This window comes from Corynebacterium sp. A21, assembly GCF_052266655.1.
Taxonomy (GTDB): domain Bacteria; phylum Actinomycetota; class Actinomycetes; order Mycobacteriales; family Mycobacteriaceae; genus Corynebacterium.
The window spans coordinates 136,296-160,286 of sequence record NZ_JBQPQY010000001.1 but is presented as its reverse complement, the minus strand read 5'-3'; the positions used below and the strand labels follow the sequence as shown (position 1 = coordinate 160,286).

At 61.7% G+C, this 23,991-nt stretch carries 29 protein-coding genes; 19 read left to right on the top strand and 10 right to left on the bottom strand.

The annotated features are described in order from the left end of the window. Nucleotides 1-138: 138 nt before the first annotated feature. Genes thpR through ACTU46_RS00685 form a run of 4 tightly spaced genes read right to left on the bottom strand, consistent with a single transcriptional unit; the run spans nt 139 to nt 2,698 of the window. Nucleotides 139-708 carry an RNA 2',3'-cyclic phosphodiesterase gene (gene thpR / locus ACTU46_RS00700; protein ID WP_443378006.1) on the bottom strand — a complete coding sequence of 190 codons (570 nt, stop codon included), beginning with the start codon at nt 706-708 and terminating at the stop codon, nt 139-141. A gap of 41 nt (nt 709-749) precedes the next feature. Next, complete coding sequence (locus ACTU46_RS00695) at nt 750-1,607, bottom strand: arylamine N-acetyltransferase family protein (RefSeq protein ID WP_443378005.1); 858 nt, start codon at nt 1,605-1,607, stop codon at nt 750-752. Nucleotides 1,608-1,623: 16 nt separating this feature from the next. Beyond that, nucleotides 1,624-2,205 carry a hypothetical protein gene (locus ACTU46_RS00690; RefSeq protein ID WP_443378004.1) on the bottom strand — a complete coding sequence of 194 codons (582 nt, stop codon included), beginning with the start codon at nt 2,203-2,205 and terminating at the stop codon, nt 1,624-1,626. Continuing rightward, on the bottom strand, nt 2,192-2,698 hold the full coding sequence (locus ACTU46_RS00685; protein WP_443378003.1) for a hypothetical protein: 507 nt from the start codon (nt 2,696-2,698) through the stop codon (nt 2,192-2,194). Before ACTU46_RS00685 ends, ACTU46_RS00690 begins: the two co-directional genes overlap by 14 nt. A gap of 373 nt (nt 2,699-3,071) precedes the next feature. Between ACTU46_RS00685 and ACTU46_RS00680 the strand changes: the two genes are divergently transcribed. From ACTU46_RS00680 to rbsD, 6 genes are all read left to right on the top strand, one after another. Beyond that, nucleotides 3,072-4,205 (top strand): LacI family DNA-binding transcriptional regulator, encoded by a 1,134-nt coding sequence (locus ACTU46_RS00680; RefSeq protein WP_443378002.1) that lies wholly within the window; start codon nt 3,072-3,074, stop codon nt 4,203-4,205. Next, nucleotides 4,202-5,797 carry a sugar ABC transporter ATP-binding protein gene (locus ACTU46_RS00675; protein ID WP_443378001.1) on the top strand — a complete coding sequence of 532 codons (1,596 nt, stop codon included), beginning with the start codon at nt 4,202-4,204 and terminating at the stop codon, nt 5,795-5,797. Before ACTU46_RS00680 ends, ACTU46_RS00675 begins: the two co-directional genes overlap by 4 nt. Next, the gene (locus ACTU46_RS00670) at nt 5,794-6,783 is read left to right on the top strand and encodes an ABC transporter permease (protein ID WP_443378000.1); all 990 of its coding nucleotides are present in this window, start codon (nt 5,794-5,796) and stop codon (nt 6,781-6,783) included. Before ACTU46_RS00675 ends, ACTU46_RS00670 begins: the two co-directional genes overlap by 4 nt. A 66-nt stretch (nt 6,784-6,849) precedes the next feature. Further along, complete coding sequence (locus ACTU46_RS00665; RefSeq protein WP_443377999.1) at nt 6,850-7,803, top strand: D-ribose ABC transporter substrate-binding protein; 954 nt, start codon at nt 6,850-6,852, stop codon at nt 7,801-7,803. Then, the gene (locus ACTU46_RS00660; RefSeq protein WP_443377998.1) at nt 7,800-8,708 is read left to right on the top strand and encodes a ribokinase; all 909 of its coding nucleotides are present in this window, start codon (nt 7,800-7,802) and stop codon (nt 8,706-8,708) included. The genes ACTU46_RS00665 and ACTU46_RS00660 overlap by 4 nt, the downstream gene beginning before the upstream one ends. Next, on the top strand, nt 8,705-9,076 hold the full coding sequence (rbsD, locus tag ACTU46_RS00655; protein ID WP_443377997.1) for a D-ribose pyranase: 372 nt from the start codon (nt 8,705-8,707) through the stop codon (nt 9,074-9,076). The genes ACTU46_RS00660 and rbsD overlap by 4 nt, the downstream gene beginning before the upstream one ends. Nucleotides 9,077-9,209: 133 nt before the next feature. On the opposite strand, the gene ACTU46_RS00650 is transcribed toward rbsD, so the two are convergent. The 3 genes from ACTU46_RS00650 to ACTU46_RS00640 form a co-directional block, all read right to left on the bottom strand. Then, the gene (locus ACTU46_RS00650; protein ID WP_443377996.1) at nt 9,210-9,353 is read right to left on the bottom strand and encodes a hypothetical protein; all 144 of its coding nucleotides are present in this window, start codon (nt 9,351-9,353) and stop codon (nt 9,210-9,212) included. A gap of 113 nt (nt 9,354-9,466) precedes the next feature. Further along, nucleotides 9,467-10,486: a bile acid:sodium symporter family protein gene (locus ACTU46_RS00645; protein WP_443377995.1), complete on the bottom strand. Its 1,020-nt coding sequence runs from the start codon at nt 10,484-10,486 to the stop codon at nt 9,467-9,469. 156 nt (nt 10,487-10,642) lie between these two features. Continuing rightward, nucleotides 10,643-11,902, bottom strand: coding sequence for a hypothetical protein (locus ACTU46_RS00640; RefSeq protein ID WP_443377994.1), 1,260 nt, complete (start codon nt 11,900-11,902; stop codon nt 10,643-10,645). A gap of 178 nt (nt 11,903-12,080) precedes the next feature. Between ACTU46_RS00640 and ACTU46_RS00635 the strand changes: the two genes are divergently transcribed. Then, on the top strand, nt 12,081-13,268 hold the full coding sequence (locus tag ACTU46_RS00635; RefSeq protein WP_443377993.1) for a DUF418 domain-containing protein: 1,188 nt from the start codon (nt 12,081-12,083) through the stop codon (nt 13,266-13,268). 11 nt (nt 13,269-13,279) lie between these two features. On the opposite strand, the gene ACTU46_RS00630 is transcribed toward ACTU46_RS00635, so the two are convergent. From ACTU46_RS00630 to ACTU46_RS00620, 3 genes are read right to left on the bottom strand one after another with little or no spacing between them, the layout of a single operon-like run. Further along, nucleotides 13,280-14,071: an ABC transporter ATP-binding protein gene (locus tag ACTU46_RS00630; protein ID WP_443377992.1), complete on the bottom strand. Its 792-nt coding sequence runs from the start codon at nt 14,069-14,071 to the stop codon at nt 13,280-13,282. Further along, nucleotides 14,071-15,027, bottom strand: a complete 957-nt coding sequence (locus tag ACTU46_RS00625) for an ABC transporter permease (protein WP_443377991.1) — start codon at nt 15,025-15,027, stop codon at nt 14,071-14,073. Before ACTU46_RS00625 ends, ACTU46_RS00630 begins: the two co-directional genes overlap by 1 nt. Beyond that, on the bottom strand, nt 15,024-16,019 hold the full coding sequence (locus ACTU46_RS00620) for an ABC transporter substrate-binding protein (RefSeq protein ID WP_443377990.1): 996 nt from the start codon (nt 16,017-16,019) through the stop codon (nt 15,024-15,026). Before ACTU46_RS00620 ends, ACTU46_RS00625 begins: the two co-directional genes overlap by 4 nt. A gap of 177 nt (nt 16,020-16,196) precedes the next feature. Here ACTU46_RS00620 and ACTU46_RS00615 point away from each other — a divergent pair, with 177 nt between their 5' ends. The 12 genes from ACTU46_RS00615 (at nt 16,197) to ACTU46_RS00560 (ending at nt 23,973) form a co-directional block, all read left to right on the top strand. Next, on the top strand, nt 16,197-16,643 hold the full coding sequence (locus ACTU46_RS00615; protein WP_443377989.1) for a helix-turn-helix transcriptional regulator: 447 nt from the start codon (nt 16,197-16,199) through the stop codon (nt 16,641-16,643). 135 nt (nt 16,644-16,778) lie between these two features. Then, the gene (locus ACTU46_RS00610; protein WP_443377988.1) at nt 16,779-17,954 is read left to right on the top strand and encodes a tyrosine-type recombinase/integrase; all 1,176 of its coding nucleotides are present in this window, start codon (nt 16,779-16,781) and stop codon (nt 17,952-17,954) included. Next, nucleotides 17,951-18,532, top strand: coding sequence for a hypothetical protein (locus ACTU46_RS00605; protein ID WP_443377987.1), 582 nt, complete (start codon nt 17,951-17,953; stop codon nt 18,530-18,532). The genes ACTU46_RS00610 and ACTU46_RS00605 overlap by 4 nt, the downstream gene beginning before the upstream one ends. A gap of 89 nt (nt 18,533-18,621) precedes the next feature. Then, nucleotides 18,622-18,861 carry a helix-turn-helix domain-containing protein gene (locus tag ACTU46_RS00600; RefSeq protein WP_443377986.1) on the top strand — a complete coding sequence of 80 codons (240 nt, stop codon included), beginning with the start codon at nt 18,622-18,624 and terminating at the stop codon, nt 18,859-18,861. A gap of 203 nt (nt 18,862-19,064) precedes the next feature. Then, nucleotides 19,065-19,247 (top strand): helix-turn-helix transcriptional regulator, encoded by a 183-nt coding sequence (locus ACTU46_RS00595; protein WP_443377985.1) that lies wholly within the window; start codon nt 19,065-19,067, stop codon nt 19,245-19,247. Continuing rightward, nucleotides 19,244-19,516, top strand: a complete 273-nt coding sequence (locus ACTU46_RS00590; RefSeq protein ID WP_443377984.1) for a hypothetical protein — start codon at nt 19,244-19,246, stop codon at nt 19,514-19,516. Before ACTU46_RS00595 ends, ACTU46_RS00590 begins: the two co-directional genes overlap by 4 nt. Nucleotides 19,517-19,518: 2 nt before the next feature. Then, nucleotides 19,519-20,091, top strand: coding sequence for a hypothetical protein (locus ACTU46_RS00585; RefSeq protein ID WP_443377983.1), 573 nt, complete (start codon nt 19,519-19,521; stop codon nt 20,089-20,091). Beyond that, nucleotides 20,091-20,246: a hypothetical protein gene (locus tag ACTU46_RS00580; protein WP_443377982.1), complete on the top strand. Its 156-nt coding sequence runs from the start codon at nt 20,091-20,093 to the stop codon at nt 20,244-20,246. Before ACTU46_RS00585 ends, ACTU46_RS00580 begins: the two co-directional genes overlap by 1 nt. Nucleotides 20,247-20,315: 69 nt before the next feature. Continuing rightward, the gene (locus tag ACTU46_RS00575) at nt 20,316-20,495 is read left to right on the top strand and encodes a hypothetical protein (RefSeq protein WP_443377981.1); all 180 of its coding nucleotides are present in this window, start codon (nt 20,316-20,318) and stop codon (nt 20,493-20,495) included. A gap of 270 nt (nt 20,496-20,765) precedes the next feature. After that, nucleotides 20,766-20,969 carry a helix-turn-helix domain-containing protein gene (locus tag ACTU46_RS00570; protein ID WP_443377980.1) on the top strand — a complete coding sequence of 68 codons (204 nt, stop codon included), beginning with the start codon at nt 20,766-20,768 and terminating at the stop codon, nt 20,967-20,969. After that, nucleotides 20,969-21,142 (top strand): hypothetical protein, encoded by a 174-nt coding sequence (locus tag ACTU46_RS00565; RefSeq protein ID WP_443377979.1) that lies wholly within the window; start codon nt 20,969-20,971, stop codon nt 21,140-21,142. The genes ACTU46_RS00570 and ACTU46_RS00565 overlap by 1 nt, the downstream gene beginning before the upstream one ends. Nucleotides 21,143-21,384: 242 nt before the next feature. After that, nucleotides 21,385-23,973, top strand: a complete 2,589-nt coding sequence (locus tag ACTU46_RS00560) for a bifunctional DNA primase/polymerase (protein ID WP_443377978.1) — start codon at nt 21,385-21,387, stop codon at nt 23,971-23,973. The last annotated feature ends 18 nt before the right edge of the window (nt 23,974-23,991 follow it).

Genomic DNA, 23,991 nt, shown 5'->3' with positions numbered 1-23,991 from the left:
GTGGTGCAGATCCGGAGTCGGTTGATGGGATGTGATGACAGGGTCGAGAGCAGCGGTGTTCAGCGGGAAGCCTCGCAGGACCTGGCGCCGTAGGAGGCCTCCGCCCCAGCCAGCAATCCGATCCAGCGTTGGTCCGCCCTAAAAAGCCGCCGCTATCCGATGTGGCGCCAGCGGCACTGATCCCACCACCTCATAGAGCGGCCCACCGCTTCGCCCGGCCCCCAGGGTGGACTGCATCAGGTCAATCTTCTCCACCGCAAAGCTCGGTCCGTGATAGACCGCCAGGGCGCGGACCACATCATCGAGCACCGGGTCCCAACCCCGCTGGCGGGCACGGTTCCGGGCGACGGTGAGATGGGCCCGCTGGCGGCTTCGCTCGCTCGGTTCCAGCAGGCAGTCTGCCATCAGGCGCTTCAGTATGGCAGTGTCACCGCCGACGCCGACCCAGAGGTTTTTACGGTTGAAGGAACCGGCGCCCTTGAGGGAGAGTTCCATGCTCTGGGAGCCGGCTGCAGCCATCGCCAGATGGCCGAGCAGGTCATCGACCGCGCCTTCCGGCTGCTCCCCGTAGAAGGCCATGGTCAGGTGCCACTGTTCCGGGTCAGTCCACCGGAGATCCGGCCCCAGGTCCTGGCGAATTGGGCGAAGTGCACCGAGCAGATGCTCACGGGCCTTCGTCGACGGTGAAATCGAGGCGAAGAGTCGCATACCCTCACAACCTACTGCGGTGGTGCCGAAACTGCCAGAGTTTAACCGGACTGCGTTGCTGAGAGCTCCCAGACCGCCATCATGTCCTTCTCATTGAGCTGGAGTCCGAAGGTCTGCCGGAGCACCTCCCCGAATCGTCCTGAGTCCGTGATCTCCTCCACGGTCTCCCCTGATATTCCCGCCGACGACGGCCCCACCGTGCGCAGACTCCGGCGGTTCAGGCTGTACCGGGTGCCCTCCCGCGTCGGCCGGGCCAGCACCGGGAACTGCGTGAACATCACCTGCGGGTTGGTGGAGACGAACCAGTTCGAGATCTCGATGTCCTGGGGCTGCGCGGCCACCGGATCAAAGCCGTAGACGTTGTGCCACACCCCGGCACCTGAGCGGCGTTGCAGCATCAAGGAGACATCGTGGGCCTGCATACACACCGCCAACACCTCCGAGGCCGCGACAATGCGGAATTCCCCCACCTGCGCCCCGACCTCCACCGGGAGGGTGGCGGTCGGGGTACCACCGCCGAAACCCGGATCAAATAGTCGCAGCCCACCGTCGACCACCACCAGAGTGGCATGGTGGGTCTTGCCGGAAGGCGTGGTCAGGGCAGGGTCCTGGTACACCCGTGCCAAGATGCCGAAACTGTGGAATCCCAGCTCGCGGAGCACCCGCTGGGAGAGCAGTGCATGTTCGTGGCAGTAGCCGCCCCGGGCGGCATCGAGCAGCTTCGCCGAAATATCATCCGGGTCCAGCGATACCCCGCGGCCGAGGAGGGGATCGAGATTCTCGAAGGGGATCACCCCGGCGTGGTGCGCCAGGAGATCGTCGAGCAGCTCCGCCTGCGCCGCGCCGGGCACGGGGGCGGGCATTCCCAGACGGGTGAAATAACGCTCCAGCAGACTCATGACACCAGTGTGCCAGTCAGATCTCGCCGACGTGGTCAAGGAATAGGTGCGGGGCACGGCGCTGCAGCTCCGCGGTGAAGATATGCAGGGGCGGACGCAACTGGTTGGGATAGCGGAAAGTGAAAGACTCCAGCTCCCGCGGGATCCGGTGGTTCCGGCTGAAGGCCGCCGCCAGCTTGGCTTTGGGATCCACCCGCGCTTCAGCGCCCCGCGGAATCAGCGTGAAGTTCACTGCCGAGGAGGTGCCCTCACCACCGGAATCCACCCAGCTCTGGATTCCGATGAAGTCCGTCAGATCGAATTCCTGGCCGGTGAAATCCCGGAAGTAGTGCCCCGCGAGACTGAAATGCGGACGCATCCGGACCTTCACCCAGTACTCAGCCCCCCAGAGAATCCCGAGGCTGATCAGCACCGGCACCAGGAGAGCAACCACCATGGAGACTCCGGTGGTCAGACTCCCGGCAAGGACCATGCCCAGGAAGAGCACCAGGCTGGCCGACAGACCTGACCCCAGCACAAAGCGTGAGGAGATCAGGGATCGCCGGGAATAGGAGGCCGTGAAGATGCCGGGATCACTCATCACCTTAATTCCGGACATCGAAACTTCCCTTGCGATGGAAGATCAGCTGCACCGGGTCACCGACCAGGGAGCCGAAGTCGGCGAGGAAATCGGCGATGGAGCCAATCAGTGCCTGCTCATCATTGAGGTGCAGGCCACGCGCACCCTTTCGGGAATCCAGGGTGCGGAAGGACAGTCGCGGCACCTCCAGCATTCCAGCGATGGCACGGGGCACCGCAAAGCCCTCCCCGGCAAGCATCTTCTCAGTGACGGTGACCGACACCCGATATTCCTCCCCCACCACCTCCACGCGCGGATCGGCGGCCGGGAGCCAGGTATCCCCCGATATGACGGCACGCCGGTGGACAAGCCCTTCCCGGAGGACAAAGTCCCCGGCAGAGGCGACGGTGCGCACGGCGGCGGAACGGAAGGGAGAAGTATCCATCAATTGCTGCAGGTTCACGCCGGTGCCCTCGGCACCATCCACCTGAGATGCCAGCCACTCCGGCAAGATCTGGGTGGTTTTTTCCATGTCTAATAGGCTAACCCGAAAATCGGCATTCTTCCTGCGAAAACAGATAGTTCATGCACTTGTCACACTCTTGACCTCCCCCGGCCACCCCGGGTGCCACTTACAACACAGGAACCCCGGCTGGGTGGCGCGAATACTCCGGCAAACCACTCCCCCACCAGCCACTATGCACGGTAGGGCACAATGTATGCAGCACTGTGACCCGGAATACTTGACTTCATACACCCAATGGCCTTAGGTTAAATCTACATGAACAGTGCAAACGATTGCACGATTGATCCACATGCTTACTCCACACCCTGCCGTGCTCTTCCCTGAGGTACTCATCTGACCGTTTTTCGGGAAGGCCACCCGAGACGGAAAGCTGCCCATCATGAACTTGCAACCCGCTTCCCCCAGGCGGACAAAACCACCCACGCTCAAGGAGGTGGCACAGTTGGCCGGCGTCTCCATAAGCACCACGTCCCGGGCGCTCGGTGGTCACCCCGCCATCACCGAGGCCACTGCAGCAAAAGTTCGGGCTGCGGCCACGGAACTGAGTTACCAGCCCAACGCCCAGGCCCGGGCACTGCGGGCATCACGGACCGCCACCATCGGGCTGACCATCCCCAGTGTGATCAACCCCTATTTCGCTGCCCTGGCCGCAGCCGTACAACACGCCGCCAGTGAAGCGAAACTTTCCACCATCCTCTTCAATTCCAATGAGGACCCGGCGGAACTGGCCACGGCACTCCGGGTCCTGGCCAGCCACCGGGTAGACGGCCTCCTCGTTGTCCCCCATGAGGAAAATACCGCCCAGTTGATGGAACTGCAGCGGATCGGTCTCCCGATAGTGCTGGTGGACCGTGATCTGCCGGACACCGGAATTCCTTCAGTCACCTCAGACCCCACGGTCGGGCTCACCGCCGCCGTCAATCACCTCAAGGAATGCGGGCATCTTCCCATCGGTTATCTCTCGGGGCCGATGTCCACCTCCACCGGCAGGCAGCGATGGGAAACCTTCCACGCTGCCTGCCAAGCCGCCGGACTTGAGAAACAGCCCGTCTACCACGGCGGATACCACCAGTCCGAGGGATATGAGGGAACGCGCCGACTATGGGAACAGGGCGTGCGGGCCATCATCGCCGGGGACTCAATGATGTCCATCGGGGCACTTGAGGCCTGCCATGACCTCGGGGTGCTGGTCGGTCGGGACATTGCACTGGTGGGTTTCGATGACCATCCGGTCTTCCGGCTCCAGGCCGCCCCGCTGACCATCATTGACCAGCACGTCTCTGAGATTGGCGCCCGGGCCTTCGGGGTCCTGCAGCAGCTGATTGCCGGGGGCACTCCCCCCACCTCGCTCCGGCTCCCCACTGAGCTGAAGATCCGGGCCTCCACCGAATGCCCGGCGGGACCGGCCGCCGAACCCCCCGAATCAACTGCGGTTCCTGAACCCGCCCGAACATTGGACAACTCCGTGCCCCACCTTCACACCACTCCTGCCGAGGATGAGAGAACCCTATGAGCCGGACCATGACCGCACCGGTACTGCAGCTCGATGGCGTCTCCAAGTCTTTTGGCCCCGTCACCGTCATCGACCACGTCAGCCTGGATGTCCGTCCCGGCCACGTGCAGGCTCTCCTCGGTGAAAACGGCGCCGGCAAATCCACGCTGATCAAGATGATGTCCGGTGTCTACCAGCCCGATGGCGGACGGATCCTGATCGATGGTTCCCCCACGGTCCTGCCCAACACCAGGACGGCCGAAGCCCACGGCATCGCCACCATCCACCAGGAACTCAATCTGGTTCCCACCATGTCCGTGGCCGAGAACGTGATGCTGGGGCGCACCCCGAAGCGTTTTGGTCTGGTCGATTACCGCGCGTTGCGTCGACAAGCCCGCGCGGCGCTCGACATCATCGGTGTCGATGTCTCCTTGGACGCCAAGATCAGCGAGCTCGGGATCGCCCGCCAACAGTTGGTCGAGATCGCCAAGGCACTGTCCATGGATGCCCGGGTACTCATCCTCGATGAGCCCACCGCCGCCTTGACCGGCCATGAGATCGAGCAACTGTTCACCGTCGTCGATGATCTCAAGGCCAAGGGGGTGGGGATGGTCTTCATCTCCCACCACCTCGATGAGATCGCCCGGATCGCGGACTCGGTCTCAGTGCTGCGTGACGGCAAGTTCATTGCGGAGGTGCCGGCCACCACCCCGGAGGAAGAGCTGGTCCGGCACATGGTCGGCCGCGATATCACCGACCAGTTTCCCCGCATCGCCTTGGAACAGGGTGCTCCCCTGCTGCAGGTCGATCAACTCAGTTCTGCCGGCAAGTTCCAGAACATCTCCTTTACCGTGCACGCCGGTGAGGTCGTCGGTTTGGCGGGGCTGGTCGGTGCCGGCCGTACTGAGGTGATCCGCGCCATCGCCGGAGCTGACCCCGTCGACACCGGAACCGTGCAGGTTTCCGGCAAGAAGCTCCGCAACGGCAATATCGCCGAGGCCATCCGGGCCGGCATCGGCCACGTTCCGGAGGACCGCAAGGCCCAGGGCCTGGTACTCGATGCCGCCGTGGTGGAGAACTTGGGGTTGGCCACCCTGCGCTCCAGCTCCCACCTCGGGCTGGCGGATCGTCGTGGCCAGCGCAGGAGAGCCCAGGACGTCGCCGAGAAGCTACGCATCCGGATGGCCGGCATCGATCAGCGCATCCGCGATCTTTCCGGCGGCAACCAGCAGAAAGCGGTCTTCGGCCGCTGGGTGCTCGCCGGCTCCACCGTCCTGCTTCTCGACGAACCGACCCGCGGCGTGGATGTCGGCGCCAAGGTCGAGATCTACAACATCATCAATGAGATCACCGCCGCCGGCGGTGCCGTCCTCATGGTCTCCAGTGAACTCCCCGAGGTCCTCGGCATGTCCGATCGTGTCCTGGTGATGTCCGGCGGACGTTTAGCCGGGGAGCTTTCCGCGGCAACGGCCACCCAGGACTCGATCATGGCGCTCGCGGTCTCCCAGGTCGAGGACGCCCTCACCGAGTGGGCCTTGACCGGGCGGACACCGCCCGGGAACACCACAACCCCGACCACCACCAGAAACGATTCTGAGAAGGACAATCAATGACGACCGCCACCGCCCCCGAGAAGGCCGCTGCCGCCAAAACCAGCACCACCGGCCACCAGGTGGTGCAGTGGCTGATGAACAATGGTGCGCTGGTAGGTCTGATCCTGCTCTGTATCGCACTGTTCATCGCCACCCCGCACTTCCTCACCCTCCCCAACCTGATCAACATCGGCATCCAGGCCGCCACCGTGGCTATCCTCGCCTTCGGTATGACCTTCGTCATCGTCACCGCCGGTATCGATCTCTCCGTCGGTTCCGTCGCTGCCCTGGGCGCCATGGTCTCGGCCTACTTCTTCGTCGATGCCGGCCTACCGGGCTGGCTCACCCTGATCGCCGGGCTTGCGATGGGATTGATCGCCGGTGCCATCAGTGGCCTGGCCATCGCCTACGGAAAATTGCCCGCTTTCATCGCCACCCTGGCGATGATGTCGATCGCCCGGGGCGCCACCCTGGTGATTTCCCAGGGATCCCCGAAGCCCACCGCCCCGGCGGTGAACTGGCTCGGCTCCACCGTCGCCGGAGTGCCCATCCCGATCCTGATGATGGCTCTGGCCGGCCTGCTGTGTTGGTTCATTCTCAGCCGCACGGTGCTCGGCCGCTCCATGTACGCCATCGGCGGCAACCGCGAAGCAGCCCGCCTTTCCGGCCTACCAGTGAAGCGGATCCTGGTTTCCGTCTATGCCCTGGCCGGGCTCTTCGCCGGCCTGGCTGGTCTGGTCATGGCGGGGCGACTCGCTTCCGCCCAGCCGCAGGCCGGGGTGGGCTATGAGCTCGACGCCATCGCGGCGGTGGTCATCGGCGGGGCCTCCCTGGCCGGCGGTACCGGTAAAGCCACCGGCACCTTGGTCGGCGCGATCCTGCTCGCGGTGATCCGCAATGGCCTGAACATCCTCAACGTCTCATCTTTCTGGCAGCAGATCGTCATCGGTTGTGTGATCGCCCTGGCGGTCGGCTTCGATGTCATCCGCAACAAGACCGCCAGCTGATTCAGGTCCCACCACGACCTCACCTCCGAAAACCCTGAAACCCGACAACCCGAAAGGCTCATCCCCATGTTCAACTCCCCCAAGACCCGCAAGACGGCCCGCGCCGCGATCGCCCTGCTCGCCACCACCACCCTCGCCTTCGGCATGAGTGCCTGCAACCGTGGTTCCTCCGATACCGAGGCCGCCGGCACCGTGACGCTGGCATTGTCCACCCAGACCAACCCCTTCTTTGTGCAGCTGCGGGACGGCGCCCAGGACAAGGCTGATGAGCTGGGCATCAACCTCGATATCCAGGATGCCTCGGATGATGCCGCCACCCAGACCAACCAGCTGAACAACGCCATCACCACCGGCGCTTCGGTGGTCATCGTCAACCCCACCGACTCCGATGCGGTGGTCCCGGCGGTGCAGGCCCTGAACAACGCCGATATCCCGGTGGTGGCGGTGGACCGCTCCGCCAATGGCGGTGAGATCGCCTCCTTTGTCGCCTCCGATAACGTCGCCGGTGGCCGTCAGGCCGCGCAGGCTCTGGCGGAGTCCATCGGCGAGGAGGGTGAGATCCTGGTGTTGCAGGGCATCACCGGTTCCTCCGCTTCCCGTGACCGTGGCCAGGGCTTCACTGAGGGGATCGCCGAATTCCCGGGGATTTCCGTGGTCGCCCAGCAGACCGCCGGTTTCGACCGTGCTGAGGGGCTCGACGTAGCCACCAACCTGCTGCAGGCTCACCCGAACGTCAAGGCCATCTTCGCGGAAAATGATGAGATGGCACTCGGTGCCATCGAGGCGCTGGGTGACCGCGCCGGCACTGAGGTCCAGGTCATCGGCTTCGATGGTACCGATGAGGGGCTGGCCGCCATCGAGGCCGGCACCCTGACCGCCTCCATCGCGCAGCAGCCCGGTGAGCTGGGAGCCAGGGCGGTGGCGGAGGCCGCTAAGCTTCTGAAGGACGAAGAAGCAGAGGTTGAGGTCCCGGTGGAGGTCATCACCGTGACCAAGGAGAATGTGGGTGAGTTCCTATGAGTGGCGTAGTAGTCGTCGGTTCTATCAATGCTGATCTGGTGGCGCGGGTGCCGCGTCATCCGCAGCCGGGCGAAACCCTGCTGGGCTCCGGCGGGGACATCACCCCGGGCGGTAAAGGCGCGAACCAGGCCGTCGCCGCCGCACTACAGGGCGCGGAGGTGACGTTGATCGGTGCGGTGGGTTCGGATGCCTATGCCGAACCCGCCACCGAGCTACTACGCGCCGCCGGGGTCAACATGGTTGGTGTGGCCACCACTTCAGAGACCACTGGGTTGGCCGTGATCACGGTGGCCGAGGACGGTGAAAACTCAATTGTGTTCATTCCCGGCGCAAATGCGACCGTCGATGCCGAATACGTGCGCAGCCACGCGGATATCCTCAAGGGTGCCGAGATCACCCTGCTGCAGGGTGAGATTCCGGCCTCGGGTTTTGAGGCGGCCACGCAGCTCGCGGGCAGCCGCATCGTGGTCAACCTGGCCCCGGTGGTCGAGGTCCCCCGCGAAGCACTCCTCAAGGCTGATCCGATCATGGCCAATGAGCACGAGGCCGGGCTGATCCTGGAGCAGCTGGGATTCCCCGTCGAGTCCCTGGATCCTGAGGTCCTCGCTCAGGCGCTTCTCGACGCCGGGTTCACCTCGGTGGTCCTGACACTCGGCGCCCACGGTGCGCTGGTCGGTGACCACGCTGGTCTGGTCGCCGTCCCCACCCCGCGTATCGACGCCGTGGACACCACCGGCGCCGGTGACGCCTTCGCCGGGGCCTTCGTCGCAAAGCTCCTGGCAGGTCAGGACATGATCACCGCAGCCCGGCACGCCGCCCGGGTGGGTGCCTACACCGCCACCGGCCGCGGTGCGCAGGCCTCCTATCCCACGGCCGCGGCCGAACTGCCGGAGGTATCGGAATGAGAAAATCCGGACTACTCAATCCTGCGCTGGTCAGCCACATCGCCCGGCTCGGGCACACCGATACCTTCGTCATCGCCGACGCGGGACTGCCGATCCCGGCACAGGTTCCGGTCGTCGATCTGACCCTGGTGTTCGGTATTCCCCGGTTTGCCGAGGTGGTGGCAGCGGTGCTGGCGGAGGTTGTCGTCGAGGGCGCCACCGTTGCCGCCCAAACCCCGGCGCAGGTGTTGGAGTTGCTGCCACTGGAGCCGGTGAAGGTCCCGCACGAGGAGCTCAAGGTGCTGGTCGCCGAGGCCTCCTTCGTGATCCGGACCGGGGAGACCACACCTTATGCCAACGTGATCTTCCGCTCCGGAGTACCTTTCTGATCCTCTCGGCGAAGGGGAGGTCAGGGTTACTCAACGCACCTGGGGACCTCCTCAAGCACCACTGAAAAACATTATTGCGCTGCCCCCGGCGTCATGGCCTGGGGCAGCGCAATAATGTCTTCAAGGGGATCCGCTAGGAGGAATACACCTGGATCAGCAGGTTCTCGTCGAGGAGATGTTCCTCAACCACCTCGAAGACGTCCACGAGACGTTCAAACTCCGAGGCCTCCCCGACCGTCAGCGACACATTATCCCTACCCTGGTGAAAAGAATTCATGAGTGCCGCCGTTTCTCTCGCAACTGGTTCATGTAGATCATGACAGATAATAGCCCATTGCACGAGGTTCGACACCATAATGCCGCCGGCATGCGGCCGGGGAACCGGCACCGCTAAATAACGTTGAGCTGTGCATCCTTAAGCTGCACGTCCTTCACGTTCTCCTCCTTCAGCGGGATCCGGCGCATGATCGCGGAGAAGATCGCACCGGTGATGTTGTGGACCACTGCGGCCACCGCACCGGGCAGCGCTGCCTCAGCACTGAAGAACTTCGCGGACATTCCCGAAGCTAGGCCGGCCGACTGGGTACCGATCTCTGCGGCCATGGTGCGGTTGGCGGTCTCCGGGAAGCCGAAGACCTTGCCGGTGAAGTAGCCGAGGACGAAGCCGAAGACATTGTGCAGGAGCACGGCGACGAAAACGATCAGACCGACCGAGGCCAGGCGCTCGGCATTGGCTCCGACCGCGCCGAAAACCACGCCACCGATGCCCAGGATGGACAGCCACGGCAGGATCGGCAGGATCTTATCCACCAGGTTGCCCGCGATCACACGGATGACCAAACCGCCGATGACGGGCAACAGCACGGTCTGGCACAGCGTCCAGGCCATGCCCAAACCGTCGACATCGGTGCGGGTGTCAGCCAGCAGCAGCATCAGCATCGGGGTCATGATCGGCGAGATCAGGGTGGAGACACTGGTCATCGAGACCGAGAGTGCCACATCTCCCCTAGCCAGGAAGGTGATCACATTGGATGAGGTGCCACCGGGCACCGCACCGAGCATGAGTAGGCCCACCGCCAGAGCCGGATTCAGATTGAGGGCCTTGGCCACGATCACCGCCAGGATCGGCATGATCACGAATTGGGCGACCACCCCGAGGAGGATCGGCAGCGGCCGCTTGGCCACCATCTTGAAGTCCGGGATGGTCAGGGTCAGTCCCATCGAGAACATGATCACCATGAGGAAGAGATTGATATAACTCGTCAGCGGTGCGAAGGTCGCCGGAAACATGAACGCGATGGCGGTGCCGATGAGAATGAACACCGGGAAGCCGGTGACGGCGATCGCCGCCGCACGATCCTGCTTCTGCTTGGTGGGCTTATCCGGCGCGATTTCGGGTGCCTGGGACACGATTGCTACTCCTGTTAATTTCTGGGGTGACATCCGTGCAGGGGGTGGGCACAGGGGAAATAGGTCGCGGGTTGGCAACGGCTTCACACTAGTGGGTGGAAAAACTGTGTCGCAACTCACCTGGACATTTTCGACGTGTTCCACCTCCCCACGGGGCTAGCGGCGCCAGGGTAACGCCAGGTATTCCACACTGTGAATCAGCGAGAGCTTCAGCTTCACCGACCGCCCGGTGGCGCGGTCAAAACCCTTGAGCCGCCGCTCGACGCTCCAGTCGTAGCCGAGTTGCCGGGCCTCGAGCACAAGACCGGAACCATCCTTGAGCTCGACCCGCAGCAGCGCCCAGTCCGCACAGGCACGTTGCAGCTGGGCCAGCACCTGGGAATTGACCGCAGCCCCGGCCTCGAGGATCATCTGGGTGCCCGCTGCTTCCGGCGGTTCTTCGGCGATCCAGCCCGCCAGCCCCTCCCAGTCGAGTTCACCGTCCCCGGCCTGCTGCCTCAGTGCTGGCACCCAGGTGTGCTCAGCGAGCACCCGACGCGGTGCTGAGGCACTGAGTAACCGCAGGAACTGCCTGGTTTGCTGGACCAGCTTCTCATCCGCCATCAAGGATGGTGTGCTCATCACCGCCGCCAGGATCGCCAGCAGGCTGTGGTAGGCCGGTTCATCCATGGGAATTCCCCGGACATCCCTACCACCTCTTCCGGTGATTGAATTCGGGTCGGCATGGGTGGACCGCTGAGCAGGTTCATAGAACTGGAAGCGCAGGGGCGGCCCCTCGACGGTATTGATTAGAATCCCGTCCTGCACCGCCAAGTCGACTGCCCCGATGATCGTGGAGGCAGACTCACCCAGTTCCAGCATCAACTCCCAGAGATCCTTGTCCCCACGGCTCAGCGACATCACCACCCGGAAGATGAGGTTCGGATGACGGGAGGCGGTGACCTGTTCTGTGGGCAGCTCCCCAATGTTCCGGAGCCGGTCGAAAGTGCCCCAGAGCACCGAACCCACCCCGAAGCGCTCCGCCAGCGCGGCCGGGTACAGCAGGTGATAATCCTGTGCCGTGGGTTTTTCTCTGACCACCTTCGCCAGCACATAGTCTGAACTCCCCGAAATTGATGCCACTGAGCGGACGGTGAAGGCCCCGAGCAACCGGTCCTCGACCGTCGTTCCGAACGGGGAGACTCCGGGAACCGGGATAGCGTCCTCCAACACATAAAGGAAAGGACAGTCTGGCCCGGCGGTTTTCCACACGAAATCACTGAGCGCACCGGATTCCGCGAAGACCTCCATCGCCACCGGCACCAGCAGCGGCATCGTCGTGCGTAGCCCGGCTTCCGCCAAGTGAGTGAAACCAGCCGGGTGGGTAAACACGGCGGCATGGTCTTCGAGGTCGATGATCTCCAGAGAGCTGTACATAACAGCTAAGTTAATCGACGCCCCGGACACCCCTCAGATCCCCTCCTCACCGGATTCTCCACTGTTGGCCGACCTCGGGCGCCCCTTGTTCCTGATCCCAGAGGCAAAAGCCCTGCCTAAATCTTGAGATTAGGCATAGAATAAGCTGACCGCCACCGGATTTGATAAGGAGCACGAGTTGAATGCCTCCGCACCCGTGATCACCCAGAGCCCTGCCACGAGCCTCGCGGCAAGAACCCCCTCCCCCCGCATTCACGGCATTGACCTTGCTCGCTTCCTGGCCGTGATCGGGATGGCTTTCTCCCATCTCGGCCCCTACCTGGACCAGGAGTATCTGAATTGGGTCATTGAGGCCCGGGATGGACTTCCCTCCGCGCTCTTCGCGGTCCTGGCCGGCGTCTCCATGTCCCTGATGGGAGCCTCAGCGGCACGACACGGCGGAGCGGAACTCGCGCACAGCCGCCACCGGTTGATCATGCGTGGACTGTTGCTTGTAGTACTGGGGTTCATCCTCGCCGAGGTTCAGATTTCGATAGCGGTGGTGCTGGAGACCCTCGGGATGGCGATGATCCTCTTGAGTTGGACTCCCCGGGCCCGGACCTCCACTCTGATCTCGCTGGCTCTCACCTTGTTATTGGTTGGCCCTGCGCTGCAGGTCATCCTGCCGGGTACCTTCGCCAACAGCCTGGTGCTCGGTGGTACCTACCCGATCTTCGCCTGGTTAACCTATGTCACTGTCGGGGTACTGATCCACCGCCTGCTGGTCACCCGGAGCAACTCGATGGTGCTGCTCCCGGTGTTCACCCTGATCGGGGCAGTGGGCACGTTTTTGGGGCTCAATGCTCGCGGGGTCATCGGTATTCTACCGGAGAACAGCTCGGGTGCCGTCCAATACAGCACCGAACCACTCCCGGAGCTGGCCCCGGTACTCTTCTCCGAGCGAAGCTTTGTCTTCCTCTCACCGGTTGGTCATAGCGGGGGCCTGCTGGACCAGTTGACCTGTATCTTCGGGGCAATCTTCGTGATCAGTCTCTCGCTGCTGCTCTGCCGTTCCCAGCGGCTTGTCACCGTGCTCTATCCGCTGCGTGCCGCTGGTTCCATGGGGCTGACGGTCTACGTCATCCATGTCATCAGCGCAAGCATGGTCTATGGCGGATTCCTCTTTGGCATGACAAACCCCAATGACACCTGGGATATGTACCAGGAGCAGCTGCCGGAGTCCACCACCCTCGCCTTTTGGGTCACGCTGGTGGTGGCGATCATCGCATGCTCACTGTGGAAGTTGAAGTTCCGGCGCGGCCCACTCGAAGAAGGCATGAACCGCGCCATCAATGCCACTACCCGCCGGGATCTGCCGGCCCGGTGACACCGGGGCGACTAGCCCAGCAGTGATTTGTCCGAGAGGGTGGCTCCCTTGATCCGGGAGAACTCCCGCAGCAGATCCTGCACGGTGAGCTTGGCTTTGGTGGCCTGATCTGCCTGGTAGACGATGCGGCCCTCGTGCATCATGATCAGCCGGTTGCCCAGCCGGATAGCCTGCTCCATGTTGTGGGTGACCATCAGGGCGGTCAGTCCACCCTCATCCACGATGCGCTCGGTCAGTTCGGTGACTAACGCCGCCCGCTGCGGATCAAGGGCTGCGGTGTGCTCATCGAGCAGCATGATTTTCGGGTGGGTGAATCCTGCCATGAGCAGGGATAAGGCCTGTCGCTGGCCGCCGGAGAGCAGGCCCACCTTGGCGGTGAGCCGGTTCTCCAGGTTCAGTTCCAGGGTGGCGAGCTGTTCGGTGAACAATTCCCGACGCTTCCTGGTCAGACTGGCGCCCAATCCCCGGGACTGGCCGCGACGAAGCGCCAGCGAGAGGTTCTCCTCGATGGTCAGTGTCGGAGCAGTTCCGGCCAGCGGGTCCTGGAAGACTCGTCCGACGTAGCGGGCGCGCTTGTATTCAGGCAACCTGAACACATCGGCGCCACCGATGGTGATCGTGCCACGGTCCATGATCAGTCGACCGGCCACCGCGTTGAGCAGGGTGGACTTGCCGGCGCCGTTGGATCCGATGACGGTGACAAAGTCACCCTCCGCCAGATCCAGGGAAAGATCATCCAGTGCCCGGCGTTCATTGACGGTACCGGGAAAGAAGGTCTTCGAGATGGTGGTGATCTCAAGCATCAGTGCTTCTCCCCTACGGTGGCCTCAACGGTTCCGGCCATGGCCGGAGTGTCGGGGGCGTCGTTAAGCGATGGTGCCACCGTTGCCCGGCTGGAGCGGCCCAGGCGTTCCCAGAGCCCCCGCCAGCGGGGCAGCAATAGTGCGATGATCACCAGGGCAGCGGTGATCGCCTTCATGTCATTGGGGTCCAGCCCCAGGCGCAGCGCCGCGAAGATGATCAGGCGGTAAAGCACCGAACCGACGATGACGGCATAGACCGCCAGCCAGAGGAATTTCTGGCCAAAAACGGCCTGGCCCATAATCACCGAGGCCAGACCCACCAGGATCAGACCGATACCCATGGAGATATCCGAGAAGCCCTGATACTGGGCGATCAAGGCACCGCACATACCGACGAAACCATTGGACAGTGCCAGCGTCAGCGTCTTGGTGAAATCGGTGGAGACCCCATAGGCGGAGATCATCTGGCTGTTATCACCGGTGGCCCGGATCGAGAGCCCCAAATCGGTCCGGAGGAACCAGATCACCACCAGGGCGAGCAGACCGACCACCACCAGCATGATTCCCACGCTCCCCCAGGAACCCAGCAATCCGGATTCACGCAGTGGGGTGAACAAGGTGTCCTGCCGCAGGAGCGGCACATTGGCACCGCCCATGATGCGCAGGTTGATCGACCACAACGCGATCATCGTCAAGATGCCGGCGAGCAGACCATCGATTTTACCCTTGGTATGCAGCAGACCGGTGACTATGCCGGCCAGGAAGCCGGTGCCAAATCCGGCGAGGGTGGCCAGGATGGGGTTCCACCCGGCCAGCAGGGCAATCGCTGCGGTGGCAGCACCGGTGGTGAAGGAACCGTCAACCGTGAGATCCGCGAAGTTGAGCACCCGGAAGGTCAGGAAGACCCCCAGCGCCATGACCCCGTAGATCAGACCAACTTCAACTGCGCCGATCATACGCGCTCAGCTTTATCCAGGATGTTCTGCGGGATGGTCACGCCCTGCCGCTGCGCGGCCTCCTCGTTGATCACGTAGGTGAACTCCTGGGCGGTCTGGACCGGAGTGGTGGCCGGGTCCGCCCCGTCCTGGAGGATATCCAGTGCCATCTCACCGGTCTGGCGGCCCAGCTCGGTGTAGTCGATGCCCAGGGTGGCTGCGGCCCCACCTTCAACGGTGCCGGACTCAGCGCCGATCACCGGGATGGACTTCTGCTCGGCCACCTGCACCAGGGAGGCGATTCCGGAGACGACCATGTTGTCGGTGGGAACGTAGATCACGTCGACATCGCCCAACGCCTCGACGGCCTGCTGGATCTCATTGACGGTGGTCACGGTCTGGGTTTTGACCTCCAGGTCCAGCGGCCCGGCGGCCTCGGTGACGGCGTCAACCTGCACCTGGGAGTTGACCTCCCCGGAGGCGTAGACGATTCCGATGGACTGGGCGTCCGGCACCAGTTCCTGCAGCAGGGCCAGCTGCTCCTCGATCGGGGCGGCATCAGAGGTGCCGGTGACATTGGCGCCCGGGGCCTCATTGGAGTCGACCAGTTCTGCGGCCTCAGCATCAGTGACGGCGGTGAACAGCACCGGGATATCGGTGATGTTCTGGGCGGTGGCCTGGGCTGCCGGAGTGGCCACCGCCAGCACCAGATCAAGGTTGTCCGAGGCGAACTGCTGGGCGATGGTCAACGCAGTGGACTGCTCACCGTTGGCGTTCTGCTCTTCGAAGGTCACCTCCACGCCGGCCTCCTCAAAGGCCTGCTTGAAACCGGCGGTGGCGGCATCCAGGGCCGGGTGCTGGACCAGCTGGTTGATGCCGATGGCGTAGGACTCGCCACCGGCGTCTCCCCCAGAGGGGTCGGTGTCATTGTCATAGGAGTTGGAACAGGCGGACAGGCTCAGGGCGCCGACGGCGATGAGGCCGGCGAGGATCTTCGAGCGGGAAGAAAACATGACGGAAGTCTTTCTGTCGGTGGCAGCACGAGGGTGTCCGGTATCAACGACACCTGCTGCGTGAGCTAATTCACCATTGAACCTACTTGCCCCTCAGATCATATGTGCAATCCCTGGGAAATTCCCGCCGCACGGGTGTCCCCTGTGCCGCCCGATCACTGCAGTAACCTGGGAGGCATGGCAGCTGTGAGAGCTCTTTCCGTGGACCGCGAGCAACGACGTCGAGCTGATATCACCGTCATCCGCCGGGTCCGTGACCGGATCGACCGCGAGTATGACCATCCCCTCAACGTCGAGGAACTGGCCCGCGGGGCCTACCTGTCCAGCGGGCACCTGAGCCGGGAATTCCGCCGGATCTACGGGGAATCGCCCTACTCCTACCTGATGACCCGTCGCATCGAACGGGCGAAAACACTGCTGCGCCGGGGCGATATGAATGTCACCGAGGTCTGCTTCGCGGTGGGCTCCTCCTCACTGGGCACTTTCAGCACCAGGTTCACCGAACTCGTGGGCATGCCGCCCAGTGTCTACCGGCGTGAGCATGCCGATGAGGCGGCCGGGGTCGCACCGTGTGTGGCCAAGGTGGTGACAAGACCGATCAGGACTAGAGAACTAAAGCCCTAATACGCCGGTGACCAGCGGGAGCAACGGCCTTTACCTGCGGGAACACTGAGCTAGCGGGGGCATAGCTGAGCACGAAATGCCATCAGTTGCCCCTGCTGTTGCACGTTATGTTGCACGCGCACCTAGGATGGGGGCATGGCACGCAAGCGCAGAAAGTTCGGCTCTATCCGGGAATTGCCTTCAGGCAAGAGTCAGGCTCACTTCACGCACCCTGATGGGGAGCGGATCAAGGCCCCTTCCACGTTCCCTACCTACGGTGACGCTGAAGGGTGGCTGAAGACTCAAGAGCGGGAGATTGAGTTAGGGATCTGGGTTCACCCGGAACTCAAGGCCAACCAAGCGGAGAGGAACGCTCTCACGGTGGGTCAGTGGCTGGACCAGCACCACGACATCAAAGAAACCGAGATTGAGTTAGGTTCGGTTCAGCGGTACCGGATGATTACCGCAACCCGGATCACCGAGATTGATTGTGAGATCAAGAACGTGCCATTGGTTGACCTGACCAAGGCTCACGTCTTCCGGTGGTGGGATCACATCACGTTGAATTTCAGCACCCCGCCGACAAACCACGCTGCCTATAAGCGACTCAGAGCCGCGTGTACCGCTGCTGTTGAGCGCGGCATGATCGACGCTAACCCGGTCTATATCAAGGCGGCAAGTAAGCAACCCGTAGCCAAGAACAAGGAATTGGCAGACAAGGAAGAGTTGCAGGCGATTGTCGATAACATCTATCTGCGCTACAAGTTCGCTGCGGTGCTGGCACTGTTCCATGGCCTGCGGGTGGGTGAAGCTCTGGCTGTCAGTGAGAGTGATCTCAAGTTCTCTGCTGCCCCCAAGCCTGGACCTTGGCTCCCCATTGTTGAGGTAAGGGTCAGAGAGAACGCTCAAATCATTAAGCAGAAGAACGGTCGCTGGCAACTGACAATCAAAGATGCGCCGAAGACCAAGGCCGGTTTCCGTGATGTGCCTATCTTCGCTGAGTTTGTGCCGCTGCTGTTCTGGCACCTCAAGACCTACCCGCTGAGCGAGACCGGCAAGCTCACAACGGCTAGAACCGGCAATATCTGCTCCCCTTCCAGCCTGCGGAAGGCCATGGAGTTCGCCAAGTCCAAGGCAGGTGTGAACCCCGAGATCACCCCACACTACGGTCGCAACTGGCTGATTACTGAGCTGGCAGAGAAGGGGGCCACCGCTCAGGAGATAGGCCGGATCTTAGGGCAGGATGATGTGAGCACGATTGTAAATACGTACATGAAGGTGAAGCCCGGAAGGCCTGGGGAACTCATGCGGAGAGTTGGGGAAGCACTGTGAACGCTCTGGGTAGGTGGCTCCAGCTCAACCCTGCGGCTGTCGAGCAGCACAAGGTCAGCACCTGGCGGCTGGCAGATCGCGGTGACCTATTGGGGTACACACTGGTTGTCGAGGGTAACGCCGTCCTGGTCGGTATCGTCAACGCCAAGAACACCGGTGCGAACTTCGCCCCGATACCCGCTGAGCCGCCGCTCTGGAGCCTGGAGCAGGTCACCGCCTGGAGCTTGCCTGAAGCCCTGAACCGTATCGACGCGGGAGAGGTCAGCGAGCGCGACCTTAACGCCTTATATCGGACCTCAGGCGGCAACCCCAAGGTGACGTGGACAGCGCTTACAGACACCGAAGAACTGGACCCTGGAGAGCTGGTTGCCGGTGTCTATGTCTCAGGCCGTAGCGTCAACGGCACCGTACCGCTGGATAAGGTTCTGACTGGTCAGCGGAAGATCTCGCTCAGGCCGGAAGATCTCTATCAACCCGAGCAGCTTGCACCCCACCCCGCCAGAGTCGATGGCCAGCCAGAGCTATCAGCGGAGGAACGCTTAAGGACACTGATTGCCAAGTGGCCCCCGCTGAAGTAAGCTGGTCATTCTAACTTCAGATTCTGCCCCGGTAACGACACCGGAACAAACAACTATTGGGCCAGTTGATCCCTTGGAAGGGGTCTACTGTGTCCAATTTTTCTGTCTCTGCCCCCAACGCCGCCACCCCGCCCGCCAAGCAGCGAGAGCGAGAGCGAGAAGGATTCACAAGCCTTCAGGTAGCCGCTGAGCACTTCGCCGTGAGCGAGACAACCTTACGCCGCCATATCGCCACCAAGCGTATCCCCGCGTACCGCTTTGGCCGGGGTATCCGGGTGAAGCTCAGCGAGATTGAAGAGAGCCTGACCCGCATGGGGTCAGCAGCCTAAGCCACTCCAGCCCGGCGCGATCATGCCCCCGGATAGGTGCCCTTGTGTGCGGGTGAAGCCGCGCCGGGCCAAGCGGGTATGAGTGACCCTATCCCAATGTACATAGAGGTCAGAGCGCTGCCAAAAGTGGATCATATGAGTGCCAAAAAGTCAATGTGGTATACTATTGACAGAACATGTACGACTATGGTAAGGGAAGAACGATGCTGACAATTGCAGAGTTGGTAGACCTGCTGGGTGTCTCACGGCAGACACTGGCAGAGATGAGAAACGACGGCACCGGCCCCGCTTGGCTGCGGGTGGGTAAGCATTCAGTGCGCTACCCCGCTGCCGAGGTCGAGAGCTGGATTCAGGACAACCTCAACATGGAAGGTGAAGCAGCGTGAGCAAGTACAACGTCCAAGAGGTCATTGAACGGCCCTACCTGGAAGAGGTGCCTGAGTGGGGGAAGCTCCCGCTGGCACGCCACATGCGGAAGAACCGAGTCAGCACCGAGTGGATCAGTGAGCCGGGGCTTACGGACACCCACTACACCGCTACCGCTGCGGAGCTGACCCCCGAGGACATTCAGAGCCTGGCAGAGCTGGCAGGCCTGGGACACAAGATCTCCCTGAGCGGAGATATTCACATTCAGATCGAACGAGGAGACAAGTAAGCATGAGTGACTTCAGAAACCGCCACAACAGCGCGTTCATTGGGGCATACACCAAGGCCCAAGGTGCCAAGCAGAAAGAGCAGCGGTACAACGGTTTTGATGAGGTGACGATTCAGGACATGCAGGAGACCACCGCCAAGGCCTTGGCGGCTCTGCTGGAGATCTATTGGGTCGAGCAGGTGCGCCTTCTCAAGGACAGCCGTACCGGCGCTGAAGCTCTGGCAGAGTTCGCCGCCCTGACCTTCCCCGGTGCGGTCCACCTTGGCAATGCAGAATTTGAGGTTGACCTCAGTGAGCCGCTGGCAGAGTTTGGCGGACAAGGTACCCAGACGATGCACATTGCCGAGATCCTGGACTACCTGGTTTTCGACCTCAAGCATTTTGAGAAGACTTACGCGGATGAGTTCGCCGCTGAGGACAAGATCACCCTTGAGTACGCCCTTGACGCGGCCCGAGATCCCGCCCAGTGGCCTGCGGTGGCCCTGCTGACTGCCGTGGCCTTGGGTCAGCCGGTCAATCCCGCCCCCGCTACGGCTCCTCAGACCCGCCGCGACGCTTGGGGAAACAAGATCTGATGAGCTGGCCACCCAAGGATGAGCAACGCCGGATCAACGAGAAGAAGAGGGCCAACCGCCAAGGTGGCACCGCCCTTCAGCGGATGATCGGCCCCCGCCCCGGTCGCTATAGAGCGGAACCGGTAGATCCAAGTTTCCGCAAGTACCTGGACTAGATCCAGCCCGGCGCGATTACGTCACTGTGATGATCGCGCCGGGTTACGACAACCACCGAGGAGGTGAACATGAGCAAAGACAACGGTATGGCGAAGTACCTGCCCCGAGACACTGAGGGCAACGTGGCGCAGCGAGAGCAACAGCGGGTGAGCCAGAAGGTGAGCCTGGCGAAGTATCTGCCCAGTGAGGGTGAGAGCAGTGACCCAGAGAGCCGGAAGGTTAGTTTGGCGAAGTATCTAGAATCTTGAGCCACCCAAAGAGAGTTAAATAACGTTTAGGTAACGGCCATCCATGTGATACTGCTCACATATTCAGGCCACTTTAGTCAAGGCTGCTCCCGGTCCAATGTTCGCCAAACGTCGTTTGTCACGGCGTGTCGCTACGTTAGACGGCGGTCTCAAGTCAAGGCACCCCCCGCAAAAGAGGGTGCCTTTCAAAATATCGACATGTTAGAATGTTTGGTAGCAGGTCCAACCGGGGCTGCTTTTTGATTTTCATCAAGGTTTCTGGAGGGAAACATGAACGAGAAGTACATGACTTCAAAAGAAGTCGGAGAGAAGTGCGGGATCTCCCATGGCACCGTGGCCAACTGGAGAAAGGTCGAGGGTCGAGGTCCGTCGTTCGTAACTATCGGCGGTCGCTACTTCTATCCCACTGACCTGTTTAACCAGTGGTTCGAGAAGAGCTTTGTTCGCGGTGGCATCAAGGAGGTGGCGGCGTAATGAGCACTGCACGATTGACTGACCTTGAGAAATTCACCGACCGCGAACTGCGGGTGATTGAGATCAAGACCATGTTGGAGCAGGCAGCCGCCACCAAGGAGAACGGTAGGTTGCTGGCAGAGATCCACGACCGCCTGGACGAGATTGCCGACGCTACAGGGGTGCCCAAGTGATCGAACTGGGGATAGCTGCGGCCCTGGTCGCCTGGGTGTCGTGGCTGAACTACCGGGTGCGCGTTCTGGAGGTCCAAAGAGAAACGCCCCCGACTCAGATTAGATCCGAGTCGAGAGCGCTCTGAAATTAGTCATTGACTAGTCGGGTCATCAGTCCGTAGCCAACAAAATCAAACTCAACCCCTTGGAGGGAATCAAGCCATCATTCATAGAAGTGCGTTCGAGAAAGGAGAAGACACGCGATGTCTTCCATGTCCCATCATACCATACCCCCCGAGGGTATTCTAGACTCTGAGCAGCAAAGATCTGTTGCCAAGCAGTACCAGGACAAGGGTTGGAATACCCCGTTCCCGATGCAAGAGGGTCAGAAGTTCCCTCCGCTGAGCGGGGTCACCGGGAACATTCCTGAAGAGGTTGGCAGAGAGGTAGCAGGCAACGCCTGGAGCACCGCCCAAGCGGGGGCTAATCTTGGCCTACGTATGCCGCCCAACGTGATCGGTATCGACGTTGACCACTACCCAGAAGAGGGCAAAGAGGGGGCCGAGACTCTCAAGGCCCTAGAAACTGAGCTGGGTGAGCTGCCTAAGCCGTTCCGCTCAACCCGTCGGGGTGTCGATAGCCCCAGTGCCCACTACTTTTTCCGGGTGGAAGATGGCCGGAAGTGGCACAACAAAGCGGGAGAAGACATTGACGTTCTTCAGATGACTCACCGGTACGCGGTGGCCTTCCCGAGCACCGTTGACGGCAAGCAGTACCAGTGGTTCAACGATAAGAACCAAGAGGTCGAGATCCCCGAGGTTTCAGAGCTGCCCCCGCTGCCTGCTGCCTGGGTCGAGCACCTGCGGAAGGGAACGCTGAGCCTGAAGAATGCCCCGGCTCAAGACATGGGAGAGCTGGAGTCTGCCCAGTGGCTAGCCACGGTTACCCCGGATTACGCGGGTGAGCTGGGTCCAATATTCAAGAAGGTCATTGAGGACGATGAAGGCCATGAACTTCACAGTGCGTTCTTGAACAATGGTCACGACACCCTCACAGATAAGCAGCATTGGGCTGTTCAGCTGGCCGTGCTGGAGGGGCAGAGCGGCCTTAAGAAGGCTCTGGAGCTGCTGGCGGCTCTATTCCGGGGCACCACCGCTGAGCGGCGTTCCGCAGATAGCCAAGATGCCGAGGTTGCCCGAGCACTCAATGGGGCTGTGAATAAGCTGCGGGGTGAGGTCGAGAGCGGCAACGTCGTTCCGCTGGTCGCCAAGTACGCTGACCCGGATCTCGCTCAGGCTGTCACGTCTCTGAAGGGTGCTGACAAGGTGGCAGAGACCCACACCAAGCTGCGGGAGAAGGTGGGAAGAATCATCCGCAAGCTGCCAGCGGTTGCCGTCTCTGAGCTGGTCGCCCTGCTATGCACTGAGCTGGTCACCATTCGGGTCTCCGAAGACTCCGACGTAATCATGAACATGGAAGAGGGTGGAGCACTTCAGCCCGGAGACATGCGCCAGATCTTGAACGATAAGATCATGCCCGAGATCTCCCGCTACCGTGCCCGTTTTGAGCAGGGTAGCGACGAAGAAAACGCGGCTGGAGCTGTCTTTGGTGAGGCTTACGCCCTGTACAGAGCCGGTGGCCTTACGTCGATGTTTGAAAACACCGCGAACGCTATTCGGGATACCGGGAGAGTTTTCAGTGCAAGCAAGCTCAATTCTAATCCGTGGTTGATCGGTATCGGGGATGAAGTTCTTGACCTGCAAGAGGTTGAGCGCAACCCCGAGGGTGGATTTAGCGCCTGGCTACGCCCTGCGGAATACGACGATGCGGTGACGAAGTCCATTCCGCCGATAGATATTTCCGGCGGTCTGGAGTCCCTGAAGCACCGGGAACAGTCGCCCGGTGCTGGTTCCACAATCACTGAGAAGCTGATTGAGACCATTCACCCCGACGTTGCCGCCCGCCGCTTTGTTCAGAAGGCGTTGGGGTATTCGATGTTTGGACAGAACAAGAAGCACAAGTTCTTTGTCTGGTACGGCTCCGGTGGCTCCGGTAAAGGCTCCCTATTCGATTGCGTCATGGCGACTCTGGGAGAGGATTACGTTAGTGAGCTGACTCCCGAGCAGTTCAAGAAGGGTAGCGCCAGCAAGCCTGACCCGGATTATGCCGCGTCTCTGGGAACGCGCATGACCTTTGTCAACGAGACCGAAGAGGGAATGCAGATCGACGCTGCCGCTATCAAGCGTGGCACCGAAGTCCGTACTGGTCGAGAGCTGTATTCAAACAAGGTGGTCAAGTACGACGGCAACACGATCGCGGTTATGACCAACCGCCCGTTTGTGTTCAATCACGACTCCGGTGTTGCCCGCCGTTTGGCCGTGATCCCCTTCAATCAGCGCCGGAAAGTGATCCGTGCCGCCCAGCCGGGAGAGCAGGTGCCGTGGCGCGACCGCGACGAAGAGAAGGTGTGGTTCTTCCGCTGGCTGCTGGAAGGCTTTGCACTGGCCATGAGTGAAGGCCTGGAGACCGAGGATTACCCGCCCGCTATCGCCAAAGCCACACGGGAGTTCATTGAAGAAGCTGACCCTTCCGCCCGTTTCTTCAACCTGCTGGAGCACACCGGGGACCCCGAGGACTTCGCAATCTCATCCGAGCTGGCGACCAAGTACCGGGAGATCACCGGAGAGACGGTGACCGAGGTATCTGAAAGAGCAATCAGCATGAAGATCTCACGGTGGTTCAAGGACCAGGGCCGTGCGGGTGACAAGGGCAAGAAGGATAACGCCAACGGTTACAGCGGGTGGTTCCTGAACGAAGAGGGTCAGCCGCTCATGTTGAAGATCGCCGGATAGATTCCGACTTCTTCCAAC